Origin of the sequence: Micromonospora sp. NPDC049801, from assembly GCF_040656575.1 — a bacterium.
Taxonomy (GTDB): Bacteria; Actinomycetota; Actinomycetes; order Mycobacteriales; family Micromonosporaceae; genus Micromonospora.
Genome location: NZ_JBFAMS010000017.1, coordinates 17,029 through 36,565 on the forward strand (window position 1 = coordinate 17,029; position 19,537 = coordinate 36,565).

The following is a 19,537-nucleotide window of genomic DNA, read 5'->3' on the forward strand; positions in this document are numbered from 1 at the left end:
TAATCCCGGCCGCCTGTTCGTGCGCGCGGTTGAGGATCGACTCCGCCTCCCGCCGCGCGGCGGTCACGATGCTCTCCGCCTCGAGTCGCGCGACGGCGCGGTGGTCCTCGGCCTGCTTCTCGGCGAGGTCGAGGATCTGCTCCACCCGGGTGCCCAGGCCGCTGAGGGTCGGCGTCTCCCGCTTGCGCCGTCGCGGAGCGGCGGCGGCCTGGTCGTCCTCCCCCCGGTCGGCCAGGCCGTCCTCGACGAGGTGGGACTCGCCGGTGCCGATCAGGGAGAGCGCGACTCCGATCGCGGCGACCGCGACACCGGACCAGACGGCGGCCGGCCCGAGGGCCGGACCGACCGCGCCGCCGACGCCGAGCCCGACGAGGACGGCTGCGGTCCTGGCTGGCTTGCGCACGGGTCCTCCAACGACGGTACGGGCGCGGGCATCGGGTTCCAGCATGACGATCGAGTCAAGCTCGCCAGCCCCGAACACTCCATCGTGGATTGAGGTCGGTCACCGTGCGGGGGGCTGGATTCCCGCCAGGGAGAGGGCCAGGAGTCGTTCCGCCTTCGTGGCGTCGGCCGGCTGGGCGGCGAGTGAGATGGCGTTGGCGAGGGTCATCACGTCCGCCATGACGACATCCGCGCGTACGGTTCCCTGCTCGACGGCCCGACGCAACAGCTTCTCGCCCGCCGCGCAGAGCGTCGCGCCGCAGGTCTCGTTCTCCTCAGGTGGCGCGTTCAGCAGTGTCACCGCGAGCCCACGGGTCGTCGTGGCGTACACGGTGACCTCCCGCAACCAGGTGGTGAAGGCGGCGAGAGCGTCCGGCTCGGCCAGCAGGTCCTCGGCGCGACCGGCGAGGTTCTGCACGCAGGTCCCGAAGACGGCCTGGAGCAGGGACCACCGGGACGGGAAGCGCCGGTGCAGGGTCGCCGAGCCGACCCCGGCGGAGCGGGCGATCTCCTCCAGCGAGGCGTACGCGCCATCGCGGGCGATCGCCTCGGCGGCCGCCTTCACGATGAGGTCGTAGTTGCGTTGTGCGTCGGCTCTCATGGCCCGCCCTTGCCAAAGTGGGGTGGTCCCCCATATCGTAACCGGCGACAAGTGGGGGGATGCCCCACTTATTTTGGAGGCATCATGGCTGTCCTCGTCATCGGCGCGACCGGCAAGCAGGGAGGGGCTACCGCCCGAGCACTGCTCGACCGTGGCGTCGTGGTCCGTGCCCTGGTCCGCGACGTCGCCACCGACAGCGCACAGGCTCTGGCCGCGCGCGGCGCCGAACTGGTCAAGGGCGACCTGGACGATCCCGCGTCGCTGCTCGCCGCGGCCCAGGGGATGGACGGCCTCTTCTCGATCCCGTTTCCCGACGTGGCGAACCTGCAGGGCGACGCCGAGCTGACTCGCGGTCGGAACGTCGTCGAGGCCGCCCGCCGGGCTGGCGTGGCACACGTCGTACACAGCAGCGTGTCCGGCGCGGGCGACTTCCACCGCAGCCAGCCCGGCTGGGCCGAGGGCCGCTGGGACCGGCACTACTGGGAGAGCAAGGCGGCGATCGACGAGATGGTCCGCACCGGTGGCTTCGCGCACTGGACCGTCCTGGCGCCCTCGACGTTCATGGAGAACCTCGTTGGCTGGTCGTACCTCTTCGGTGACTGGTCCAGCGGCACGATCATCACCGGCTTCGCGGCGGACACCCAGCTTCCCTGGGTCGCCGTCGACGACATCGGAGAGGCCGCGGCGATCGCGTTCACGGAGCCGGGACGGCTCGACGGCCTGGACGTCGAACTCGCCGGCGACCTGCTCACCATGACCGAGGTGGCCGCGATCCTCAGCGAGGTCACCGGCCGGACGATCTCCGCGCCCGTGCTCACTCCGCGGGAAGCCGTCGAACGCGGACTGCTTCCCGCCATGGTCAATTCGGTCGAGCGGATCAACGCGAACGGCAGTCCCGCCCGTCCCGAGATCACCCGGGCGCTCAGCCTGCCCACGACCGACTTCCGGACGTGGGCACGCCGCACCTTCTCCTGAGGGTCACATCGAGGCGGTGGCCCGCGTCCGGGTCGCGACGACCCGGCGGCGGCGCACCGGGTACGGGATCGGGTGGGAGATCCCCCAGGCGGCGCCCTTGCAGACGACCTCCTTGTAGCGGGCCGCCAGCCGCCCGGTCAGCTGGGACGGCTTGGCCCGGTCGTCGGCGGTCACGTACTGAATGATGCCGTCGCGGCGGCCGAGACTGATGCACTGGTTGAAGTAGCGCAGCGGGGCATTCGGCATCTTCGTCCGGCCGGTCAGGCGCGCGGCGATGGCGTCGGCCGCCTGCCAGGCCATCGGAGTTCCCGAGGCGCAGGACATCCGTAGCGGCTTGCCGCCCGGCCCGGCGGCGAGTCCGGCGTCGCCGACCGCGTACACGTCCGGGTGCGAGACGGACCGCATGGTGTCGTCGACGATGATCTGCCCGGTGGCCGCGACGGTCAGACCGGTGGCGGCGGCGATGGGGTGGACGGCGAAGCCGGCCGTCCACACGGTCACCGTGGCCGGGATCGTGCCACCGTCGGCGTTGACCACGCCGGCCGGCTCGACCCGAACGACGTCGGTGTGCTCGTGCACCGAGATGCCGAGCCGGTTCGTGACGCCCCGCAGGTGCTGTCGCGCCCTGCCGTTCAGCCAGTCACCGAGACCGCCGCGGACGGCGATCGCGACGTCGAGGTCGGGCCGGGCCTCGGCGATCTCGGTGACGGCCTCGAGGCCGGTGAGACCCCCGCCGACCACGAGCACCCGCTGCCCGGCCGCGAGGTGGGCGAGACGGTCCCGCAGCCGCAGCGCTGACGGTCGGCCCGCGAGGTCGTACGCGTGCTCGGCGACGCCGGGAACGCCGTGGTCGGCCGAGGCGCTGCCGAGGGCGTAGACGAGCGTGTCGTACGCGATCTCGTCGTTGCCGTGCGCGTCGGTGAGCGCGACGGTGCGGCGGTCGACGTCGACGGCGGTGACCCGGGCGACGCGGACCCGCACGCCGGTGCCGGCGTACACCCGGCTCAGCTCGCGGCGCGTGAGGTCCTGGCCGGCGGCGAGCTGGTGCATGCGGACCCGCTCGACGAAGTCGGCCTCGGCGTTGACAACGGTGATCTCGATGTCGTCGGGGTGCAACCGGCGGGCGAGGCGGCCCGCGGCGGTCGCTCCGGCGTAGCCGGCTCCGAGGACGACGATGCGGTGCTTCATGGCGGCGCTCCTGTCTCGGCGATGGTCGCTACCTGAACCGGGCGGCGACGCCGTTGCTGACAGGAGGCGGCTATGACCTGGGTCACCAGACGTGCAGGAGCGGCTCCGAGTGCGCGGTGACGGACCACTGGCGGGTGACGCGTTCGAGCTTGTCGGGGTTGACCTGGACGCGGATCGCCGCGACTCCCTCGGGGGTCATCTCCAGGGACATGACACCGACGACCTGCTCGCCGGTCACGACGACGACCGCGGGCCCGCCGTTGACGACCTCGGCGTAGAGGGCGGGGCTGCTGCCGCCCACCAGGTTCCGTTTCACGTCGCTGGGCCGGAAGAGACCGCGCAGGAACTTCGCCACCGCCAGCGCGCCGACGACCGGCGTGGTGCGGGCCGGGATCTTGCCGCCGCCGTCACCGACGCTCGTCACGTCCCCGGTCAACAACTCCACCAGCCGCTGGATCTGGCCGCTGTTGGCCGCCGTGAGGAACTCGCTGACGATCTGCCGGGCGGCGGCGTCGTCCACCTCGCCGCGCGCCCGGCCGGCGGCGACGTGCTGCTTGGCACGCCGGTAGATCTGCTGGCAGTTCGACTCGGTGAGGTCGAGGATCTCGGCGATCTCGCTGTGCGGGTAGCCGAACGCCTCGCGCAGCACGTACACCGCGCGCTCGTTGGGCGACAGCCGCTCCATGAGGGTGAGCACCGCCATCGAGACCGATTCGCGCTGCTCGACGGTGTCGACCGGCCCGAGCATCCGGTCCCCGGCGAGGACGGGCTCGGGCAGCCAGGTGCCCACGTAGGTCTCGCGCCGGGCGCGCGCCGAGGTGAGCTGGTTGAGGCACAGGTTGGTGAGCACCCTCGTCAGCCAGGCCTCGGGCGTCTCGACGCGCTCCCGGTCGGTGGCCTGCCAGCGCAGGAACGTGTCCTGGACCGCGTCCTCGGCGTCGCTGGCCGAGCCCAGCAGTCGATAGGCGATCGCCTCCAGGCGGGGCCGGGAGCGCTCGAACACCTCGATCTCGTCGGAACGCAGTGGCATGGCTCGACAGTAACCGCGCCTGTCGCGCGGCTCGGCGAGCCGGTTGCGCGGTGATTCGGCGCGCTCGGTAGGCGCAAACCGGGACGTCAGCGGCCGCAGATCCCACTACTGGCCGTTAGGATGTGGGCCATGAGCGCCGAGGCCGTAGGCATGTACATGCCCGCCGTCGTGACGCTCGACGACGTCGCGGCGATGAACTCCGCCGATCCGAATGGCCACCGCTACGAGACCAGCCCCGAGGGGGTCCTGTCGGTCATGCCGCCGCCCGATTCGGAGCACGCCACGATCGCGAGTCGGCTCTTTGCCTGGCTGATTATGGCTGGTTGGCCCGCCGAGCAGGTGCTTCAAGCCGTCGGTGTGCGGATCTCCGGCCCGGATGGTGACGGTGGCCGGATTCCCGATCTCAGCGTCTGGCGCAAGCCGCCGGGCCGCAGTGTCTGGGCGTCGGTGACCGAAATCGCGCTTGTAGTGGAGATCGTCTCGCCGGGTTCGGAGGCGATGGACTCGGTGACCAAGGTCCGTGAGTACGCGTCGGCCGGCATCTCGCAGTACTGGGTCGTGGACCGCGACGGGGCGCAGACGGTCACCCTCTACCGGCTGGGTGGAAACGGGTCGTACGAGGAGCACGCGAAGATGCCGTTGGCGTGGCTGCTCCAGTCGGCCCCCGCCGACCACCTCGACCAGAGCCTCTGACACACGTCCCTACTGGTCGACGAGCGCCGTCAGGGCCGCGCGTTGTGGCCAGGCCTCGTCGGTCATGCAGTCGGTGAGGCAGGAGAGACCGAAGGCAAGCGGCCACGAGGCGCTGTGCCGATTCTCGGCGGGCAGCAGCGCGAGAGGGTCGTCGGGATCCCACTGTGCGGTGGTCGGAACGGGTACGGCGAGCACCTCACCCACGTACGGCCGTTCCGTCCAGAGGACGGCCCGCCGCAGCACCTCGTCGGCAGTGACCTTGAGCAGGGTGACCGTGCAGAACTCCGGCACGCCGCCCCGACTGATCCACCGCCCGAAGCCGAGGACCACGCTCTCGGCTATCTCGTGTGGTTCGAGGTGGCACTCCTCGCGCAGTTCGCGCAGCGCGCCAGCGACGATGACCTCCTGAAGGCTGGGCGCGGTAACCGTCGCCGCCGCGTCCCCGGGCTCCAACGAACCGGATCCGGAGGGTGCGATGAGCCCGGGGCTGCCCACGTTGTCCCGGGTCTGTGCGACGAGCAGCAGCCGTCCGTCGAGGGTGAACGCCAGGGTGGAGATGCCCACCACGTTTGCCAGCCGACTGTCGGCGAACCGTCGCAGCCGGTCCCGGTGGTCGAGGATCAGGTCACGGCCACGCATCGGTCGGGTGTCCCGACCTGCCTCGTAGACGTCGTACGGCGCGAGCAGGTTGCTGCAGAAGAAGTCGAAGTAGTGCGCCGGCCGCAGCGTGACGACCGGGTCGTCGGCACCGGTCGGCAGGTCGTCGGCGAGGCCCAACACCGCTCCGTTGTACATGGCGGCCGTCCGGGCGTGCCGGGCCAGGAAGTCGAACGACCAGCGCCGCAGGTCCCGGCCGAGGACGTAGCTCGTCGGCGAGACGGCGCAGCGGATGCGCTGGCCCCGCAGCCGGGAACTCTCGTCGGTGGGGATGATGCCGGTGCTGTGGGCACTGGTGAGGACCCGCCTCGGGTACCGGACCTGTTCGACGATGTCCCGATAGTCGTCGCCGTCGCGCGGATGGAAGCGGAACTGTCGAGTCCGTCGACGGTTGGCGAGGATCTCCAGGGTCGAGACCAGGAGACCCGCCGTGGCCGCCGCGACGCTGAGCGCCAGCGGTGGGCTCTGGGTGGCGGTCGCCGCGCTCAGGATCGCCAGGCCGACGCCGGCGGCGGTCAGGCGGTACCGCCACAGGCCCTGCCGCCAGATGCTCATCGTCGTGCTGACTCTTCTCGCCGTCCTGAGCACTCGGCACCTTTTCGGTCGCACCTGACGGAGACGACCGCATGGTATCCGCAGTAGAAACCACCACATTTACGCCGAGTTGCCGTCCAAGTTTACGAATGTGTCAGCGCTCGCGGCGTGCGCCGCGCCGCGGTGGCCAGCGGCTGCGAAGGTGATCAATCCGTCCGTCGAGGACAGATGTCGCTAACCGGACAAGACGGTAAAGCCCCTGGTAGAGGACCCTTAAGGCAGGCGAGAGGGCGAGGGATGTCGGGCCACATCCCCACCCGCGCGCCCGGTGCGGACAGCATCGTCCGCTCCGGTGCCGCCCTCGCCGGCCCGGCCCCGCCGGTGCGGGCCCGGCACCGCCGCCGGCCCCGACGACGCGTACGGCTCGGCCGTCCCACACCGCTGGAGGCGCCCGCAGCGGTGTCACCGTCCACCGCCGGCGACGTCGCCCACCGGCACGTCGCCCACGTGCCCTGCCGACCACACGCATCGTGGATCCCGCCCTGTTCGGCGTCGCTCACCCGCGCGCCGGGCCGGGCGACCGAATCAGAGAGGCCCTGTCATGGCGGCTCCCACCGCGACCGCAGCCCTGAACGCATCCGTCTTCTCGCCGGGTGACCAGATGCTGCTGACCGTCACGTACTCCGACGCCGACACCAAACCGCTGACCGTCACCATCGTGGTCACCGACGCGCAGGGCAACAGCAGCGCGCCGGTCAAGGTCACCGCGGTCATCGACCCGCTCACCGTGACCGTCTCCGACAACTCCGGGCGTACCTGGACCCGGGTCTCCGACAACGGCTCCGTGGCCGTGTACCGGGCGGTGGCGTGATGCCCCGGGTCACCGTCCAGGTCCGCGACGCCGCCGGACACACGGCGACGGCCGGGGTCGACTACACCGTGCGCCAACCGGTGCTCGGCGGCTACTACCTGTCCGGCGGGGCCGACCCCACCGCCGACATGGCCGGTGGCAACTTCCGCTCGTTGACCCAGTACCGCAGCTTCGCCGACGGGTACATCTTTCCCGGCTACAACCGGCCATGGCTGGTCAACCTGGGCAAGGCCGGCGTGCAGATGAACATGGTCCTGGAGCTGAAGCACTACGGCGCGGGCGACGCCGGGCCGCAGACCTTCACCGTGGACGGCGTCACCTACACCGTGCCCGCGCCGTCGATGACGATCCAGCAGCGTCCGGGCACCAGCTGGCCGAAGGCGTACGGCTACACCCAGGTGCTCAACGGCCAGTGCGACGGGTTGTTCGCGCGGGCCCTGTCCCAGTACCGGACGCTCGGCTTCGGGGTGAACATCCAACTCGCGTCCGAGTTGGACACCGACCACGAGTTCGGTACGACCGAGGCCGGCAAGGCGTACACCTGGGCCGAGTCCGACGCGCGGGCGGTGCAGGCCGTGTCGTACATCGTCACCTGGTTCAAGGCCCGGACCTTGCCCACCGGCACGACCTTCTCCGTGGGGGTGGGCGGCTTCGACCGGGCGTGCTTCCAGCGCACCCACACCGAGGCGCTGATGTCCCGACTGGACTACCTCCAGTGGAACGCCTACGCGACCGCCTCCGGCCAGACCGCGCTGGCCCGCTTCCGCCGGACCAAGGACTGGGCGGTGGCGGACCTCGGCCCGGTGGCGCTGTCCCGGCCGGTGATCATCGCGGAGTACGGGGTGCGGTCCGCCGAGATCCCCGACCAGGCCGCCTGGATCGCCACCGTTCCGGCGGCGATCGCCCAGCTCAACGCCGAGCGGGGTCCCCTCATCGCGCGGACCAACTACTTCAACTCCGGGTGGGGCACCCTGTCGCCGAAGGCGGCCGGGCTGGCCGCGCTGCGCACCGCGTACGCCACCCGACCGTACGTCTGATCGACGCGGTCACTCCGCTTCGAGCCGCTCGGCGTACGCGTCGCGCAGTGCGGGCCAGCCGAAGTCCTTGGCCTCGGCGCCGCGGATCGGGCCGACCGGGTCTCCGTCGAGCAGCCGGTCGGCCACGTCGAGGCAGAGGTGCCAGCCCGCGGCGACCATCGGCAGCGCGCCCGGCTCGGCGACGGTGTGTCGCAGGGTGAGCCGGGTGCCGCTACCCGAGGCCGTCAGCTCCCACCGCAGCAGGTCGTCGCCCCAGGTGTACTCGAGCAGGTGAGGCGGCTCGGCTCGGCGTACGGCCGCGGTCTGCTGCACCGACGTCTCGCCGTCGACGAGGGTGAGCACGGCGGCGCCGGGGCTGCCGAGGTCCCGGTCGGCGAGGAACGGCGCCCACTGCGCGAGCTGTGCCGGATCGGTCAGCGCCGCCCAGACCGCGCCGGGTGGGTGCCGCAGGTCGCGGACGAACACCAGGGTCGCACCGCCGTCGGCGTGTTCGGCGCGCGCCTCGGCGGGTGGGCTCGGGCGGAACGTGTCGCGGTCCATGTCACTGCTCCTGACTGTCGAGGTGCCGTTGCAGGGCGTCCAGGTGACGACTCCACAGCTGGCGGTACGGGTCGAGCCAGCCGTCGACCGCTCGCAGCGGACCCGGGTCGAGGCGGTAGATCCGCCGCCGGGCGGCGACCCGGCAGGAGACGAAGCCGGCCTCGCGCAACACCCGCAGGTGTTTGGAGACGGCCGGCTGGCTGACACCGAGCCCGTCGACCAGCTCGTTCACGCTGCGGTCGGCGTCGCGGAGGGCGTCGAGGATCCGGCGTCGGGTGGGCTCGGCGAGGACGGTGAAGGCGTCGCTGGACACCCGCTCAATATGCCCCTGCCGTCATATGTCTGTCAAAGTATATGACGGTGGCGGCCGTCCCGGAGCGGCATCGGGGACGGCTACCTATGCTCGGAGCATGGAACTGCGGATCTTCACCGAACCCCAGCAGGGTGCCACCTACGACCAGTTGCTCGCGGTCGCCCGCCGCGCCGAGGACGCCGGCTTCGGCGCGTTCTTCCGCTCCGACCACTACCTGAAGATGGGCTCGGTGAGCGGCGACCCGGGCCCCACCGACGCGTGGACGACGCTGGCCGGTCTGGCCCGCGACACCAGCAGCATCCGGCTGGGCACGCTGATGACCGCCGCCACGTTCCGGCTGCCCGGCCCGCTGGCGATCACGGTGGCGCAGGTCGACCAGATGAGCGGCGGTCGGGTGGAGCTGGGCATCGGCACCGGTTGGTACGGCGACGAGCACACCGCGTACGGCATCCCGTTCCCGGCCCTGGGTGAACGGTTCGACCGGCTGGAGGAGCAGCTCGCGGTCATCACCGGCCTCTGGTCCACCCCGGCGGGCGAGACGTTCAGCCACCCGGGCCGGTACTACCCGGTCACCGACTCGCCCGCCCTGCCCAAGCCGGTGCAGCAGCCCCGCCCGCCGATCCTGCTCGGCGGGATGGGGCCGAAGCGGACGCCCCGGCTGGCCGCCCGCTACGCCGACGAGTTCAACCTGCCGTTCGCCTCGCCGGAGGACTCGGCGGCGCAGTTCGAGCGCGTCCGCGCGGCGTGCGCCGAGATCGGCCGCGACCCGGCGGAACTGGTCTGGTCCAACGCCCTGGTGCTCTGCTGCGGACGCGACGACGCCGAGGTGGCCCGCCGGGCCGCCGCCATCGGCCGGGACCCGGACGAGCTGCGGGCCAACGGCATCGCCGGCACGCCCGACGAGGTCCTGAACACCATCGACCGGTACGCCAAGATCGGCAGCCAGCGGATCTACCTCCAGGTGCTGGACCTGGCCGACCTCGACCACCTCGACCTGGTAGCGAGCGAGGTGCTGGCGAACCTGTGACCCGTCAGGCGCGGTGCTGCGCGTGCCGGCCCGGCTCGCGCAGCACCGTGTCCAACCGGCCGTCACGGTCGCTGTCCACATAGGTGATGTCCGGTACGCCGTCACCGTCCACGTCGATCTGGACGACGTCGGCCACGCCGTCACCGTTGAGGTCGGTGACGATCTCGACCGACCCGTCCAGGTGGCGCGTCACGATCGACCGCGACTCGCCGGCGGGCTCGCGGGGCGGTGGCCCCGGCGACGGTACGGGCGTCGGCGCGGGAGCGGGAGCGGGCGTCGGCCGGGGACCGGGTGTGGGCGCCGGGTGGTTCGGCAACCGGACGTTTGGCGGCGCACTGGCCGGCTCGACCGCGCTGCCGGTCGGGTCCAGCTCCTCCTCCGACGGGAAGACGTCGCCCCGCGCGGCCGGATCACGGTAGCTGCTCATGGGCGTAGGGTTCCCCGCCGACGGCGAGAACAACCGTGCCCGATCGTCCGGTGTCCTCGGTGCCCGGTCTGGCGGAAGATGTCGGGACCGACGCCACGGTCATGAAACGGGGGTCCGCGGGTGGAATTGCGCCGGAATCGGGGGGCCCGTGCGCTCGCCCTGGCCTGCGTACTCGGTGGGGTAATCCTGCTGGCCTATCCCAGCGACCGCGCCCTGCTACGGACGATCATCGCGGTGGGTGTCATCGCGCTCGGCACGGTGGCGCTGGTCAGCGCGTTGCGGCCGTTCCGGTTCGGGATCCACGCGGACGGGCTGAGCATCCGGCGGCCGGGCCTGCGCCGGGAGTTCCGGTGGGCCGAGGTCGACACGGTGGTCCTCGACGAGCCGCCTCGACAGGATGGCTACCCGACCCCGCCGAGGCTGTTGCTGGTGCCTGTGCAGGGTATGCCGCGTGAGCTGGTGACCGCCCGCCACCCGCTCGACGGCCGGCCGGCCATCGAGCTGCTCGTTCTCGACCAGGTCCGCGAGCAACCCGAGCAGGTGTCCGAAGCGCTCACCCGGCATGCCGGAGACCGCTTCGTCGACCTGCTCGCTCTGCGGCGCGCCGCCTTCGCCGTCCCGGACATCGCGGTGGGCCTGCGCGGCTACGCCATGGACCGGGTCGATCGGCTGATCCGGCGCGGCCAGGACGCCCTGCTGTCCGGCGACGCGGCGGCCCGGCAGGCAGCCCGCGTCGAGATCGAACGCGCCAGCGCGGCCGGTCTGCCGCGCGCCCAACGTGGTTACCACACGTTCCAGGTGGATACGGTTCTAGACGCCCTCATCGCCGCTCTGAGCGACCAGCAGTCCACCGATCGGGAGACCGCCACGTGACCACCCCGGGACCGAACGCCACGTCGACCGCAGCTTCCGAGGTGCCACGCCGCAACTGGGCCGGCAACGTCCGGTACGCGGCGCGGGCGTTCCACCGACCGACCTCCCTCGACGAGGTGCGTCGCCTCGTCGCCGGCAGTCGGCGCGTCCGCGCCCTCGGCACGGGGCACTCCTTCAACCGCTTCGGCGACACCGCCGGCGACCTCGTGAGCCTGGCCGGTCTGCCGCCGACCGTCGAGGTGGACCGCGAACGGGGCCAGGTCACCGTGAGCGGCGCGATGCGCTACGGCGACCTCGCCGGACACCTGCACACCCAGGGGTACGCGCTGGCCAACATGGCCTCGCTGCCGCACATCTCGGTCGCCGGCGCGGTGGCCACCGCAACCCACGGCTCCGGCCCCACCCACGGCAACCTGGCCAGCGCCGTCGCCGGCCTGGAGCTGGTCACCGCCGACGGCGACCTGCTGCGGGTCGACCGCGACGACGACACGTTCGCCGGCATGGTGGTGGGGCTCGGCGCGCTCGGCCTGGTCACCCGGGTCACCCTGGACCTGGTGCCGGCCTTCGAGCTGCGCCAGTACGTACGGCTCGACCTCGACCCGGCCGCGCTGGACGAGGCGCTCGACTCGGCGTACAGCGTGAGTGTCTTCACCGACTGGCGTAGGCCGCGACTGCGGGAGGTGTGGCGCAAGCAGCTCGCGGACCAGCCGCCGCCGGAGGCGGACTGGCTCGGCACCACCCCGGCCGACCAGCCACGGCACCCGGTGCTCGGCATGCCGCCGGAGAACTGCACCCCGCAACTCGGCGAGCCGGGCCCGTGGCACGAGCGCCTGCCGCACTTCAAGCTCGGCTTCACCCCGAGCAGCGGTGACGAGTTGCAGTCCGAGTACCACCTGCCACGTACCGCCGTCGCCGACGCGCTCGCCGCCCTGGCCGACGTGGCGCACCTGATCGCCCCGGTCCTGCACGTGTGCGAGCTGCGGACGGTGGCGGCCGACGAGCTGTGGCTGAGCCCCAACCACCAGCGGGACAGCTTCGTCGTCCACTTCACCTGGGTCGACGACACCGACGCGGTGCTACCCGTGCTGGCCGAGGTGGAGGCGCGACTGGCCCCGTTCGCTCCGCGCCCGCACTGGGGCAAGGTCTTCGTCACCGACCCGGAGGACCTGTCGGGCCGCTACCCGAGGTACGCCGACTTCACGTCCCTGCTGACGAAGCTGGACCCCAAAAACAAGTTCGGAACCGACCAGCTGAACCACTACTTCCCCCGCTAGCTCCCCGCGCCGCCCTACCCACGTCGATCATGGAGTTGTGGTGCCCGTTCAGGGGGCTTCGAAGACGTTTTGATCCCACCGCAACTCCATGATCGACGCGGCGTGGGCGGGCGGGAGAGGGGCGTTAGCGGGAAGGGGTGGGGGTGGGGGTGGGGGTGCGTAGGGTGGCGCGTTGGACTGCGCGGCTGATGTCGCTGGGGGAGACTATTCCGGTCAGGCGGCCGTCCTCGGCTACCACCAGGGCTCGGCCGTCGGCGCACTCGGTGAGCCGGGGGAGCAGGTCGTTGAGCTGTTCACCCGGCTGGGCGAGCACCAGCTCGTCGGCCCGGCAGGCCACCTCGGCCAGCGTGGTCGACGCGCGCCGCTCGGGCGGTACGCCCCGCACCCGGTCCACGGTGACCAGGCCGGTCGGCCGCCCCTGGTCGGTCAGCGGCAGCGCCGAGTGCCGGTACGCGAAGAGGTAGTGGTCGACGAAGTCGGCGACCGTCATGTCCGCCGACGCGGTCTGCGGCTGCGGTGTCATCACGTCGCCGACCCGGATTCCGCGCAGCGCGGTTCCGGTGCGGGCCTGTCGCTCCTCCACCCCGGCGGCCCCGATCAGGAACCAGCCGATCAGCGCCAGCCACAGCCCGCCGAAGCCGACGCCGGACAGGAACTGCCACAGCCCGAGGCCGATGAGCAGCGCGCCGAGCACCCAGCCGGCCCGCGCGGCGACCACTGACGCCCGGGTCCGGTCGCCGGTGGCCTTCCACACCGCCGCACGTAGCAGCCGACCGCCGTCCAGCGGCGCGGCCGGCAGCACGTTGAAGATCGCCAGCAGCACGTTGATGCCGGCCAGCCAGGCGATCGCCCCGAAGAGCAGCCCGCCCTGCCCGGCCAGCGCGAACAGCAGCGCGATGACGCCGAAGAACGCCCCGAGCAGCAGACTGACCAGCGGGCCGACGCCCGCGATGCGCAACTCCGCGCCCGGGTCACGCGGCTCGCCCTTCAGCTCGGCCACGCCGCCGAACAGCCACAGCGTGATGCCGTCGACCTCCAGCCCGTTGCGTTTGGCCACCACCGCGTGCGACACCTCGTGGGCGAGCAGGCCGACGAAGAAGACCACCGCCGCGGCCAGGCCGGCGAGGGTGTACGCCACGGCGGAGCGATCCGGGTACGAGCGGGGAAACTGGTTGGCGGCCAGCCCCCACGCGATCAGCGCGAAGATGACCAGCACGCTCCAGTTGACGCCGACCGGCACTCCCGCGATCCGACCGATCCGGAAACTCGCCCTCATCCCGGGCTCATACCCACGGTCAGCCGAGCCATGCGACACGCGGCGCTCAGGTCGTCGCTGCGGAAGGTGCAGCAGCTGAGATCGGGCGCGGATCCGCCTTGGTGACAGAAGGTCGATCAGGCTGTCGGCGTCACCGACCGGTGGTGGAGGTCGCGGTGCCGCCGGGGCCGCTCTTGATCTGATGCATCAACTCACGAAGCCCGGCCGTGGTGGCCTGCTCGGCGTCCTGAAGGTTGCCCTCGGTCTCGTCCGCCTTCTTCACGTGACGCCGGAGGAAGGCTTCGGCTCGGTTGCCCCTGGCTTCTGCCTCTGCGACCACCCGCTCACCCGTTGGTGATCCGCGGTCTTCGTCGAGGCGGGTGGGGGCAGATCCAGGGGCGATCACGTTGACGTAGTTGGCGAGATGTTGTGCGGCGTTGCTACTCAGTCGGCCGAGCCGGCCGGCCTTGTCGACAGCGGTGCCGCTCTTGCTGATCGCCAGGCCGAGCTTCGGGTTCTCGCTTCCGCTAGCGAGTTGGTGGAGATTTCGCCGAGCCTCGGCGACGTCCTGCTGGGCGTGGCCCGCTCTCACGGCGAGGGCGTCCAACTTGTCGATCGCGGCGTTAAGCTGCGCCACGACCTGGGCCAGAAGCCCAGTCATCCGAGTGACTCCCGATAGCTGCCGGCGTTGTCCTTGACCACCGTGATCACGCGGAGGGTCAGTTCCACCTCGCGTTGGGCCGAAATGAGGTCAGCACGGACCTTGTTGGCCTCGGCGTGCTGGCTGTCATGCAGAGTGGCGAGGGCGAGGCCGGTCGCCTCGTCGAGCTGAGTGCCGATTTCCCTGACTGTGGCGGCGGCTTCGCTGAGCGAGCGGTCGGCTTCGTAGAGGATCGCTTTGATCTCGCCGATGCTCACGGTCAGCCCAGCACGCTCATGTACTGTCGCGCTGCTTGACTGCTGCCCTGCAGGGTGGTTGCCCCTTCGACCAGCCGCTATTTGCTCTGCTCGGCGCGAGCGATGGCTTCGGCGAGCGTCGGGTGGCCGGTGCCGGCGGCGCGCAGCCGGACCAATACCTGTTCGATGCTGGCCATGCTGTCCTCCCCGCTCGACCACGCGCGACGCGAGCCATCTTCGTACGTTCCGTGGAGGGACGAACACTAACCGACATCACGCGCCGTTCGCAGCCCCGGACGTAGATGCCGGCGAGCGGATTACCTCTGGCCGGGCGTCAGCGGCGGGGGGTCTCGCTGGCGATGGTCGCCTCGCGGGGCAGCGCCGCCGCCCGCATCGCCCAGTCCAGCGCGTAGTCGGCGATCTCCTCCCAGCCGGGCGCTCCGACGGTGAAGTGCGACCGGCCGGGAAACTCCTCGTACGCGGTGAGCGCGCGGGACTTCTGGTAGAGCCCCGCGTTGGCGCGGACCACCGACGCCGGCACCACGTGGTCCTGCCCGCCGGCCATCAGCAGCAGCGGCGCCCGGTCGACGCGTCCGGTGTCGACGCGGGCGGGCGAGCGCGGGTCGACGTTGGCGAACGCGCCCTCGAAGAACACCCGGCCCGCTCCGGGGACCGCGTACCGCTGCCAGGCCCGGTCGGACTCCTCACGGCTCAAGGTGTTGCCGAAGGTGTAGGCGAAGTCGTCCGGGGTGAACGGGACGGCCTTGCTCCGGTTGGCGGGGCTGCGCAGGATCGGGAAGCCGGAGCGCAACTGGCTCAACGGCACCTTGAGCACCCCCTTGATCGCCGCCGGATGTACCCCCACCACCGCCGCGCCGAGTCCCCGGTCGGCGAGGACCTGGGCGAACAGCCCACCGAACGAGTGGCCCATGATGATCGGCGGACGCGGGAGCGCCCGGATGATCCGGTCGTAGTGGGCGACGATCGTCGCCATGCTCTGCTCGGCGATCGGGCTGGGGTCGTCGCGCAACTGCTCGACGGAGCGGTCCATGCCGGGCCACGCGGGAGCGATGACGTGCATGCCGCGCTCGGTGAATCGTTGGGCCCACCCCTCCCAGCTCCGTGGGGTCATCCAGAGCCCGTGGATCAGCACGATCGTGTCGACCTGGCCCTGCGGTGTGGCACCCATCGCGTCCTCCCGGTGTCGCGGCGTCCGGCGGCGCGCTTACCCGCTGCCGGACCCGGAATGCCTGTGTCGGGGGCGGATGTGCCGGTGGGCGTGATGACTCAGGGGCATCTTGATGACTGGGTGGCATCACGCTCGTCGGGGTCCTCGCCCGCCGGCCCGTCACGCTGCGTGCCCGCCGGGCTCTGAGCCGTGCCGTCCGGCCCTGACAAATGTCACGGCCGGAACGTGACGGCCGCTTCAGGAGTCGAGGTCCGCGACACCCCAGCATCAATGCCATGACGAGTACGCATCCGGCCGTCGAGCTGAACGGCCTCACCAAGACCTTCGGTACGGTCACCGCGGTCGACGGACTGAGCCTGCGGGTGCAGCCCGGCGAGGTGGTGGCGTTCCTCGGCCCCAACGGGGCGGGTAAGACCACCACGATCGACATGCTGCTCGGCCTGGCCCGCCCGGACGCGGGCACCGTGCGCGTTCTCGGCGGCACCGCCGACGAGGCGGTGGCCCGGGGGCGGATCGCCGCCGTGCTCCAGACCGGCGGCCTGCTCAAGGACCTCACCGTGGGCGAGACGGTACGGATGACCGCGCACTTCTACCGGCGCACCCGACCGGCAGCCGAGGTGCTGGCGCGCGCCGGTATCGCCGACATCGCCGACCGGCTCGTCGGGCGGTGCTCGGGCGGTCAGCAGCAGCGGCTGCGCTTCGCGTTGGCGCTGCTGCCGGACCCGGACCTGATGGTCCTCGACGAGCCGACCACCGGCATGGACGTCGAGGGTCGGCGGGACTTCTGGCAGGCCCTGCGCCGCGACGCCCGCGACGGCAGGACCGTCATCTTCGCCACCCACTACCTGGACGAGGCGGACGCGTACGCCGACCGGATCGTGCTGGTCCGCCAGGGACGCGTCGTCGCCGACGGCACCACCGCCGAGATCAAGAACCTGGCCGCCGGCCGTACGGTGCGGGCCACCCTGCCCGGCGCGGACCAGGCCGCGCTCGCCGCGCTGCCCGGCGTCGACGCCGTGGAGGTACGCGGCGACAGCGTGCTGGTGCGTACCGGCGACTCGGACGCGGTCGCCCGGCACCTGCTCACCCGGACCGCCGCCCGGGACGTGGAGATCACCTCCCGCAACCTCGAGGACGCCTTCCTCGCCCTGACCACCGAACGTATCGGAGCCTGACCCATGACCACCCTGCCCGCACCGGCGGTTCTCGGCATCGAGCTGCGCCGGGTGCTGCGCAACCGCCGCACCCTCGCCTTCACGCTGATCATGCCGGGCGTCTTCTTCCTCATCTTCGGTCTGCCGCAACGGGGGCAGACCCTCGACAACGGCCGGCCCGTCACGGCGTACGTCATGATCAGCCTCGCCGTGTACGCGGCGATGGTGGCGACGACCAGCGCGGGTGGCGCGGTCGCCACCGAGCGGGCGTTGGGGTGGAGCCGGCAGCTACGGCTCACTCCGCTGCGGCCGACCGCGTACGTGGCGACGAAGCTGGCCACCGCGATGACGCTCGGCCTGATCGCGGTCGTCATCGAGTTCGTGGTGGGCGCCGCGGCCGGCGTCCGCCTCCCGCTGGACGTCTGGCTGCTGTCCGGGCTGGCCGCCTGGGTCGGCTCACTGGTGTTCGCCGCGTTCGGCCTGTTCATCGGCTACCTGGTGCCGGCCGAGAACGTCATGCAGTTCATCGGGCCGATCCTGGCGGTGCTGGCCATGTTCGGCGGGCTGTTCGTGCCGGTCGACGTGCTGCCGCACGTGCTCCAGCAGGTCGCGAAGTTCACCCCGGTGTACGGCATGGGTGAGCTGGCCCGCTCGCCACTGACCGGCGACGGCGTGAGCATGGCGGCGGTGGCCAACATCGTCCTCTGGACCCTGGCCTTCGGTGTCGGCGCGACCCGGCTGTTCCGCCGGGACACCGCTCGGGTCTGACCGGTCCGACCGCTAGCGTGAACCCGATGGACCTCCCGACGGGGCAGCCCCAGCCGATGAACCGCCACTGGCGGTACATCGGCTGGCTGCTGGCCGCCGTGTGGCTGTTCTTCCTCAACGTGCCGATCTCCACCGCGCTGCACCAGTCGGAGCCGTGGCGGCGGTTCGTCGGAGTGACCGCCCTCGTCGTCTTCGGACTGGGTTACGTGCTGCTGTTCCAGTGGGCCCGTCGGCTGCGTCGGCTGCTGCTGCCGATTCCGGCGGGGCGAGCACGTCTGGGCCTGCTGGTGCTGCTCGGGGTGGGCCTGGCCAGCATCCCGGGCACCGGCGGCGACTGGCTGGCGACCCTGGTCTACGTGGCCGCGGCGGGGGTGTTCCTGCTGCCGCTGTCGGAGGCGCTGGCCACCGTGGCGCTCTGCGCCGTGACCCCCGCGCTGGCGTCCCGGCTGGTGCCGGGGTGGGAGGCGGAGAACGGCATCGTCTTCGCGGTGCTGCTCGCCTCGTTCGCAATGTTCGGCGTGTCCGGGCTGGCCCAGCGCAACAGCGAGTTGCAGGCCGCGCAGCAGGAGATCGGCCGGCTCGCGGTCGCCGAGGAGCGGGCCCGCGCCGCGCGCGACCTGCACGACATCCTCGGGCACTCGCTGACCGTGGTGGCGATCAAGGCCGAGCTGGCCGGGCGGCTGATCGAGGTCGACACCGTCCGGGCGGCCGCCGAGATCGCCGAGGTGGAGAAGCTGGCGCGGGCGGCGCTGGCCGACGTGCGGCAGACCGTCGGGGCGTACCGGGAGGTCACCTTCGCCGGGGAGTTGGCCGGCGCGCGATCCGCCCTCGCCGCGGCGGGCATCGCGGCGGAGTTGCCGGCCGAGATGCCGGAGCTGCCGCCCGAGTGGGACCGGCTGTTCGGGTGGACGGTACGCGAAGGGGTGACAAATGTGGTCCGGCACAGCGGGGCGCGGTGTTGCACGATCCGGGTCCGCCCGGACGGGGTCGAGGTGAGCGACGACGGTCGGGGACCGTCCACGCCGGACGTCGACGCCGCCGGGTACGGGCTGGTGGGCCTGCGGGAGCGGGCCCGCCGGTTGGATGCCGTGGTGACCGTGGGTCGGCGGCGGGACGGCACCGGTTTCCTGCTGCGGGTGCACGCCCCGGCGGAGGCCCGGTGAGCGGCCCGTCCACGCCGATCCGACTGCTGCTCGCCGACGACCAGGCGCTCGTGCGTGGCGCGCTGGCCGCGCTGCTGTCGCTGGAGCCGGACCTGACCGTCGTGGCCGAGGTGGGCCGGGGCGACGAGGTGGTGTCCGAGGCCCTGCGGCACACGCCCGACGTGGCCCTGCTGGACGTGGAGATGCCCGGCCTGGACGGGATCGCCGCCACCGCCGCGTTGCGGGCCGCGCTGCCGGCCTGCCGGGTGCTGGTGGTGACCACGTTCGGTCGGCCCGGCTACCTGCGTCGCGCCATGGAGGCCGGCGCGAACGGCTTCGTGGTCAAGGACACCCCGGCCCGGCAGCTCGCCGACGCCGTCCGCCGGGTGCACGCCGGACTGCGGGTGGTGGATCCGACGCTGGCCGCGGAGACCCTGGCCACCGGGACGAGCCCGTTGACCGAGCGCGAGACCGAGGTGCTGCGCGCGGCGCGGGGCGGCGGCGCGGTCGCCGAACTGGCGAAGACGCTGCACCTGTCCGAGGGGACGGTGCGTAACCACCTGTCGGCGGCGATCGGCAAGACCGGTGCCCGCAACCGCGCCGCGGCCGTGCACATCGCCGAGCAGAACGGGTGGCTGCTCGGCGACTGAG

The 19,537-nt window shown here is 71.9% G+C and carries 22 protein-coding genes and 1 pseudogene; 11 read left to right on the forward strand and 12 right to left on the reverse strand.

What is annotated here, in order from left to right; genetic code table 11:
* Positions 1-22 precede the first annotated feature (22 nt).
* Together AB0I89_RS26830 and AB0I89_RS26835 are read right to left on the reverse strand one after the other, a co-directional pair.
* Positions 23-172, reverse strand: a pseudogene (locus tag AB0I89_RS26830) (cell division protein DivIVA); the annotation flags it as partial.
* A 330-nt stretch (positions 173-502) separates the two neighbouring features.
* Complete coding sequence (locus AB0I89_RS26835) at positions 503-1,042, reverse strand: helix-turn-helix domain-containing protein (RefSeq protein ID WP_357132344.1); 540 nt, start codon at positions 1,040-1,042, stop codon at positions 503-505.
* 84 nt (positions 1,043-1,126) lie between these two features.
* Here AB0I89_RS26835 and AB0I89_RS26840 point away from each other — a divergent pair, with 84 nt between their 5' ends.
* Positions 1,127-2,017: an NmrA/HSCARG family protein gene (locus AB0I89_RS26840; protein ID WP_357132347.1), complete on the forward strand. Its 891-nt coding sequence runs from the start codon at positions 1,127-1,129 to the stop codon at positions 2,015-2,017.
* A 3-nt stretch (positions 2,018-2,020) separates the two neighbouring features.
* Here AB0I89_RS26840 and AB0I89_RS26845 read toward each other — a convergent pair whose 3' ends face one another.
* Together AB0I89_RS26845 and AB0I89_RS26850 are read right to left on the reverse strand one after the other, a co-directional pair.
* Positions 2,021-3,205 (reverse strand): FAD-dependent oxidoreductase, encoded by a 1,185-nt coding sequence (locus AB0I89_RS26845; protein ID WP_357132350.1) that lies wholly within the window; start codon positions 3,203-3,205, stop codon positions 2,021-2,023.
* Positions 3,206-3,287: 82 nt separating this feature from the next.
* On the reverse strand, positions 3,288-4,235 hold the full coding sequence (locus AB0I89_RS26850; RefSeq protein WP_357132353.1) for an RNA polymerase sigma-70 factor: 948 nt from the start codon (positions 4,233-4,235) through the stop codon (positions 3,288-3,290).
* A gap of 129 nt (positions 4,236-4,364) precedes the next feature.
* On the opposite strand from AB0I89_RS26850, the gene AB0I89_RS26855 reads away from it, so the two are divergent.
* Entirely contained in the window at positions 4,365-4,928 is a 564-nt protein-coding gene (locus AB0I89_RS26855; RefSeq protein WP_357132356.1) for a Uma2 family endonuclease, read from the forward strand.
* A 9-nt stretch (positions 4,929-4,937) separates the two neighbouring features.
* Here AB0I89_RS26855 and AB0I89_RS26860 read toward each other — a convergent pair whose 3' ends face one another.
* On the reverse strand, positions 4,938-6,140 hold the full coding sequence (locus AB0I89_RS26860) for a hypothetical protein (protein WP_357132359.1): 1,203 nt from the start codon (positions 6,138-6,140) through the stop codon (positions 4,938-4,940).
* 580 nt (positions 6,141-6,720) lie between these two features.
* Between AB0I89_RS26860 and AB0I89_RS26865 the strand changes: the two genes are divergently transcribed.
* Both AB0I89_RS26865 and AB0I89_RS26870 read left to right on the forward strand, forming a co-directional pair.
* Positions 6,721-6,990 carry a hypothetical protein gene (locus tag AB0I89_RS26865; RefSeq protein ID WP_355051350.1) on the forward strand — a complete coding sequence of 90 codons (270 nt, stop codon included), beginning with the start codon at positions 6,721-6,723 and terminating at the stop codon, positions 6,988-6,990.
* Positions 6,990-8,027 (forward strand): hypothetical protein, encoded by a 1,038-nt coding sequence (locus AB0I89_RS26870; RefSeq protein ID WP_357132362.1) that lies wholly within the window; start codon positions 6,990-6,992, stop codon positions 8,025-8,027. The genes AB0I89_RS26865 and AB0I89_RS26870 overlap by 1 nt, the downstream gene beginning before the upstream one ends.
* A gap of 9 nt (positions 8,028-8,036) precedes the next feature.
* Here the strand turns inward: AB0I89_RS26870 and AB0I89_RS26875 are convergent, their stop codons facing one another.
* Together AB0I89_RS26875 and AB0I89_RS26880 are read right to left on the reverse strand one after the other, a co-directional pair.
* Positions 8,037-8,567 (reverse strand): SRPBCC family protein, encoded by a 531-nt coding sequence (locus AB0I89_RS26875; protein WP_357132366.1) that lies wholly within the window; start codon positions 8,565-8,567, stop codon positions 8,037-8,039.
* 1 nt (position 8,568) lies between these two features.
* A complete protein-coding gene (locus AB0I89_RS26880) occupies positions 8,569-8,880 on the reverse strand; it encodes a metalloregulator ArsR/SmtB family transcription factor (protein ID WP_357132369.1) in 312 nt (103 codons plus the stop codon).
* A 97-nt stretch (positions 8,881-8,977) separates the two neighbouring features.
* Between AB0I89_RS26880 and AB0I89_RS26885 the strand changes: the two genes are divergently transcribed.
* A complete protein-coding gene (locus AB0I89_RS26885; RefSeq protein ID WP_357132371.1) occupies positions 8,978-9,907 on the forward strand; it encodes an LLM class F420-dependent oxidoreductase in 930 nt (309 codons plus the stop codon).
* Positions 9,908-9,911: 4 nt separating this feature from the next.
* Here AB0I89_RS26885 and AB0I89_RS26890 read toward each other — a convergent pair whose 3' ends face one another.
* Positions 9,912-10,334, reverse strand: a complete 423-nt coding sequence (locus AB0I89_RS26890) for a hypothetical protein (RefSeq protein WP_357132374.1) — start codon at positions 10,332-10,334, stop codon at positions 9,912-9,914.
* 120 nt (positions 10,335-10,454) lie between these two features.
* Here AB0I89_RS26890 and AB0I89_RS26895 point away from each other — a divergent pair, with 120 nt between their 5' ends.
* A complete protein-coding gene (locus tag AB0I89_RS26895; protein ID WP_357132377.1) occupies positions 10,455-11,207 on the forward strand; it encodes a hypothetical protein in 753 nt (250 codons plus the stop codon).
* A complete protein-coding gene (locus AB0I89_RS26900; protein ID WP_357132381.1) occupies positions 11,204-12,481 on the forward strand; it encodes an FAD-binding protein in 1,278 nt (425 codons plus the stop codon). Before AB0I89_RS26895 ends, AB0I89_RS26900 begins: the two co-directional genes overlap by 4 nt.
* 124 nt (positions 12,482-12,605) lie before the next feature.
* Here AB0I89_RS26900 and AB0I89_RS26905 read toward each other — a convergent pair whose 3' ends face one another.
* From AB0I89_RS26905 to AB0I89_RS26920, 4 genes are all read right to left on the reverse strand, one after another.
* Positions 12,606-13,757, reverse strand: coding sequence for a site-2 protease family protein (locus tag AB0I89_RS26905; protein WP_357132384.1), 1,152 nt, complete (start codon positions 13,755-13,757; stop codon positions 12,606-12,608).
* 130 nt (positions 13,758-13,887) lie between these two features.
* Positions 13,888-14,397: a hypothetical protein gene (locus AB0I89_RS26910; RefSeq protein ID WP_357132387.1), complete on the reverse strand. Its 510-nt coding sequence runs from the start codon at positions 14,395-14,397 to the stop codon at positions 13,888-13,890.
* On the reverse strand, positions 14,394-14,654 hold the full coding sequence (locus AB0I89_RS26915) for a hypothetical protein (protein WP_357132390.1): 261 nt from the start codon (positions 14,652-14,654) through the stop codon (positions 14,394-14,396). The genes AB0I89_RS26910 and AB0I89_RS26915 overlap by 4 nt, the downstream gene beginning before the upstream one ends.
* Before the next feature lie 313 nt (positions 14,655-14,967).
* Entirely contained in the window at positions 14,968-15,822 is an 855-nt protein-coding gene (locus AB0I89_RS26920; protein WP_357132393.1) for an alpha/beta fold hydrolase, read from the reverse strand.
* Positions 15,823-16,097: 275 nt separating this feature from the next.
* Here AB0I89_RS26920 and AB0I89_RS26925 point away from each other — a divergent pair, with 275 nt between their 5' ends.
* Genes AB0I89_RS26925 through AB0I89_RS26940 form a run of 4 tightly spaced genes read left to right on the forward strand, consistent with a single transcriptional unit; the run spans position 16,098 to position 19,536 of the window.
* A complete protein-coding gene (locus tag AB0I89_RS26925) occupies positions 16,098-16,997 on the forward strand; it encodes an ABC transporter ATP-binding protein (RefSeq protein WP_357132396.1) in 900 nt (299 codons plus the stop codon).
* A gap of 3 nt (positions 16,998-17,000) precedes the next feature.
* Positions 17,001-17,744, forward strand: coding sequence for an ABC transporter permease (locus AB0I89_RS26930; RefSeq protein WP_357132399.1), 744 nt, complete (start codon positions 17,001-17,003; stop codon positions 17,742-17,744).
* A 26-nt stretch (positions 17,745-17,770) separates the two neighbouring features.
* Complete coding sequence (locus AB0I89_RS26935) at positions 17,771-18,907, forward strand: histidine kinase (RefSeq protein ID WP_357132402.1); 1,137 nt, start codon at positions 17,771-17,773, stop codon at positions 18,905-18,907.
* The gene (locus AB0I89_RS26940) at positions 18,904-19,536 is read left to right on the forward strand and encodes a response regulator transcription factor (protein WP_357132405.1); all 633 of its coding nucleotides are present in this window, start codon (positions 18,904-18,906) and stop codon (positions 19,534-19,536) included. Before AB0I89_RS26935 ends, AB0I89_RS26940 begins: the two co-directional genes overlap by 4 nt.
* Position 19,537 lies beyond the last annotated feature (1 nt).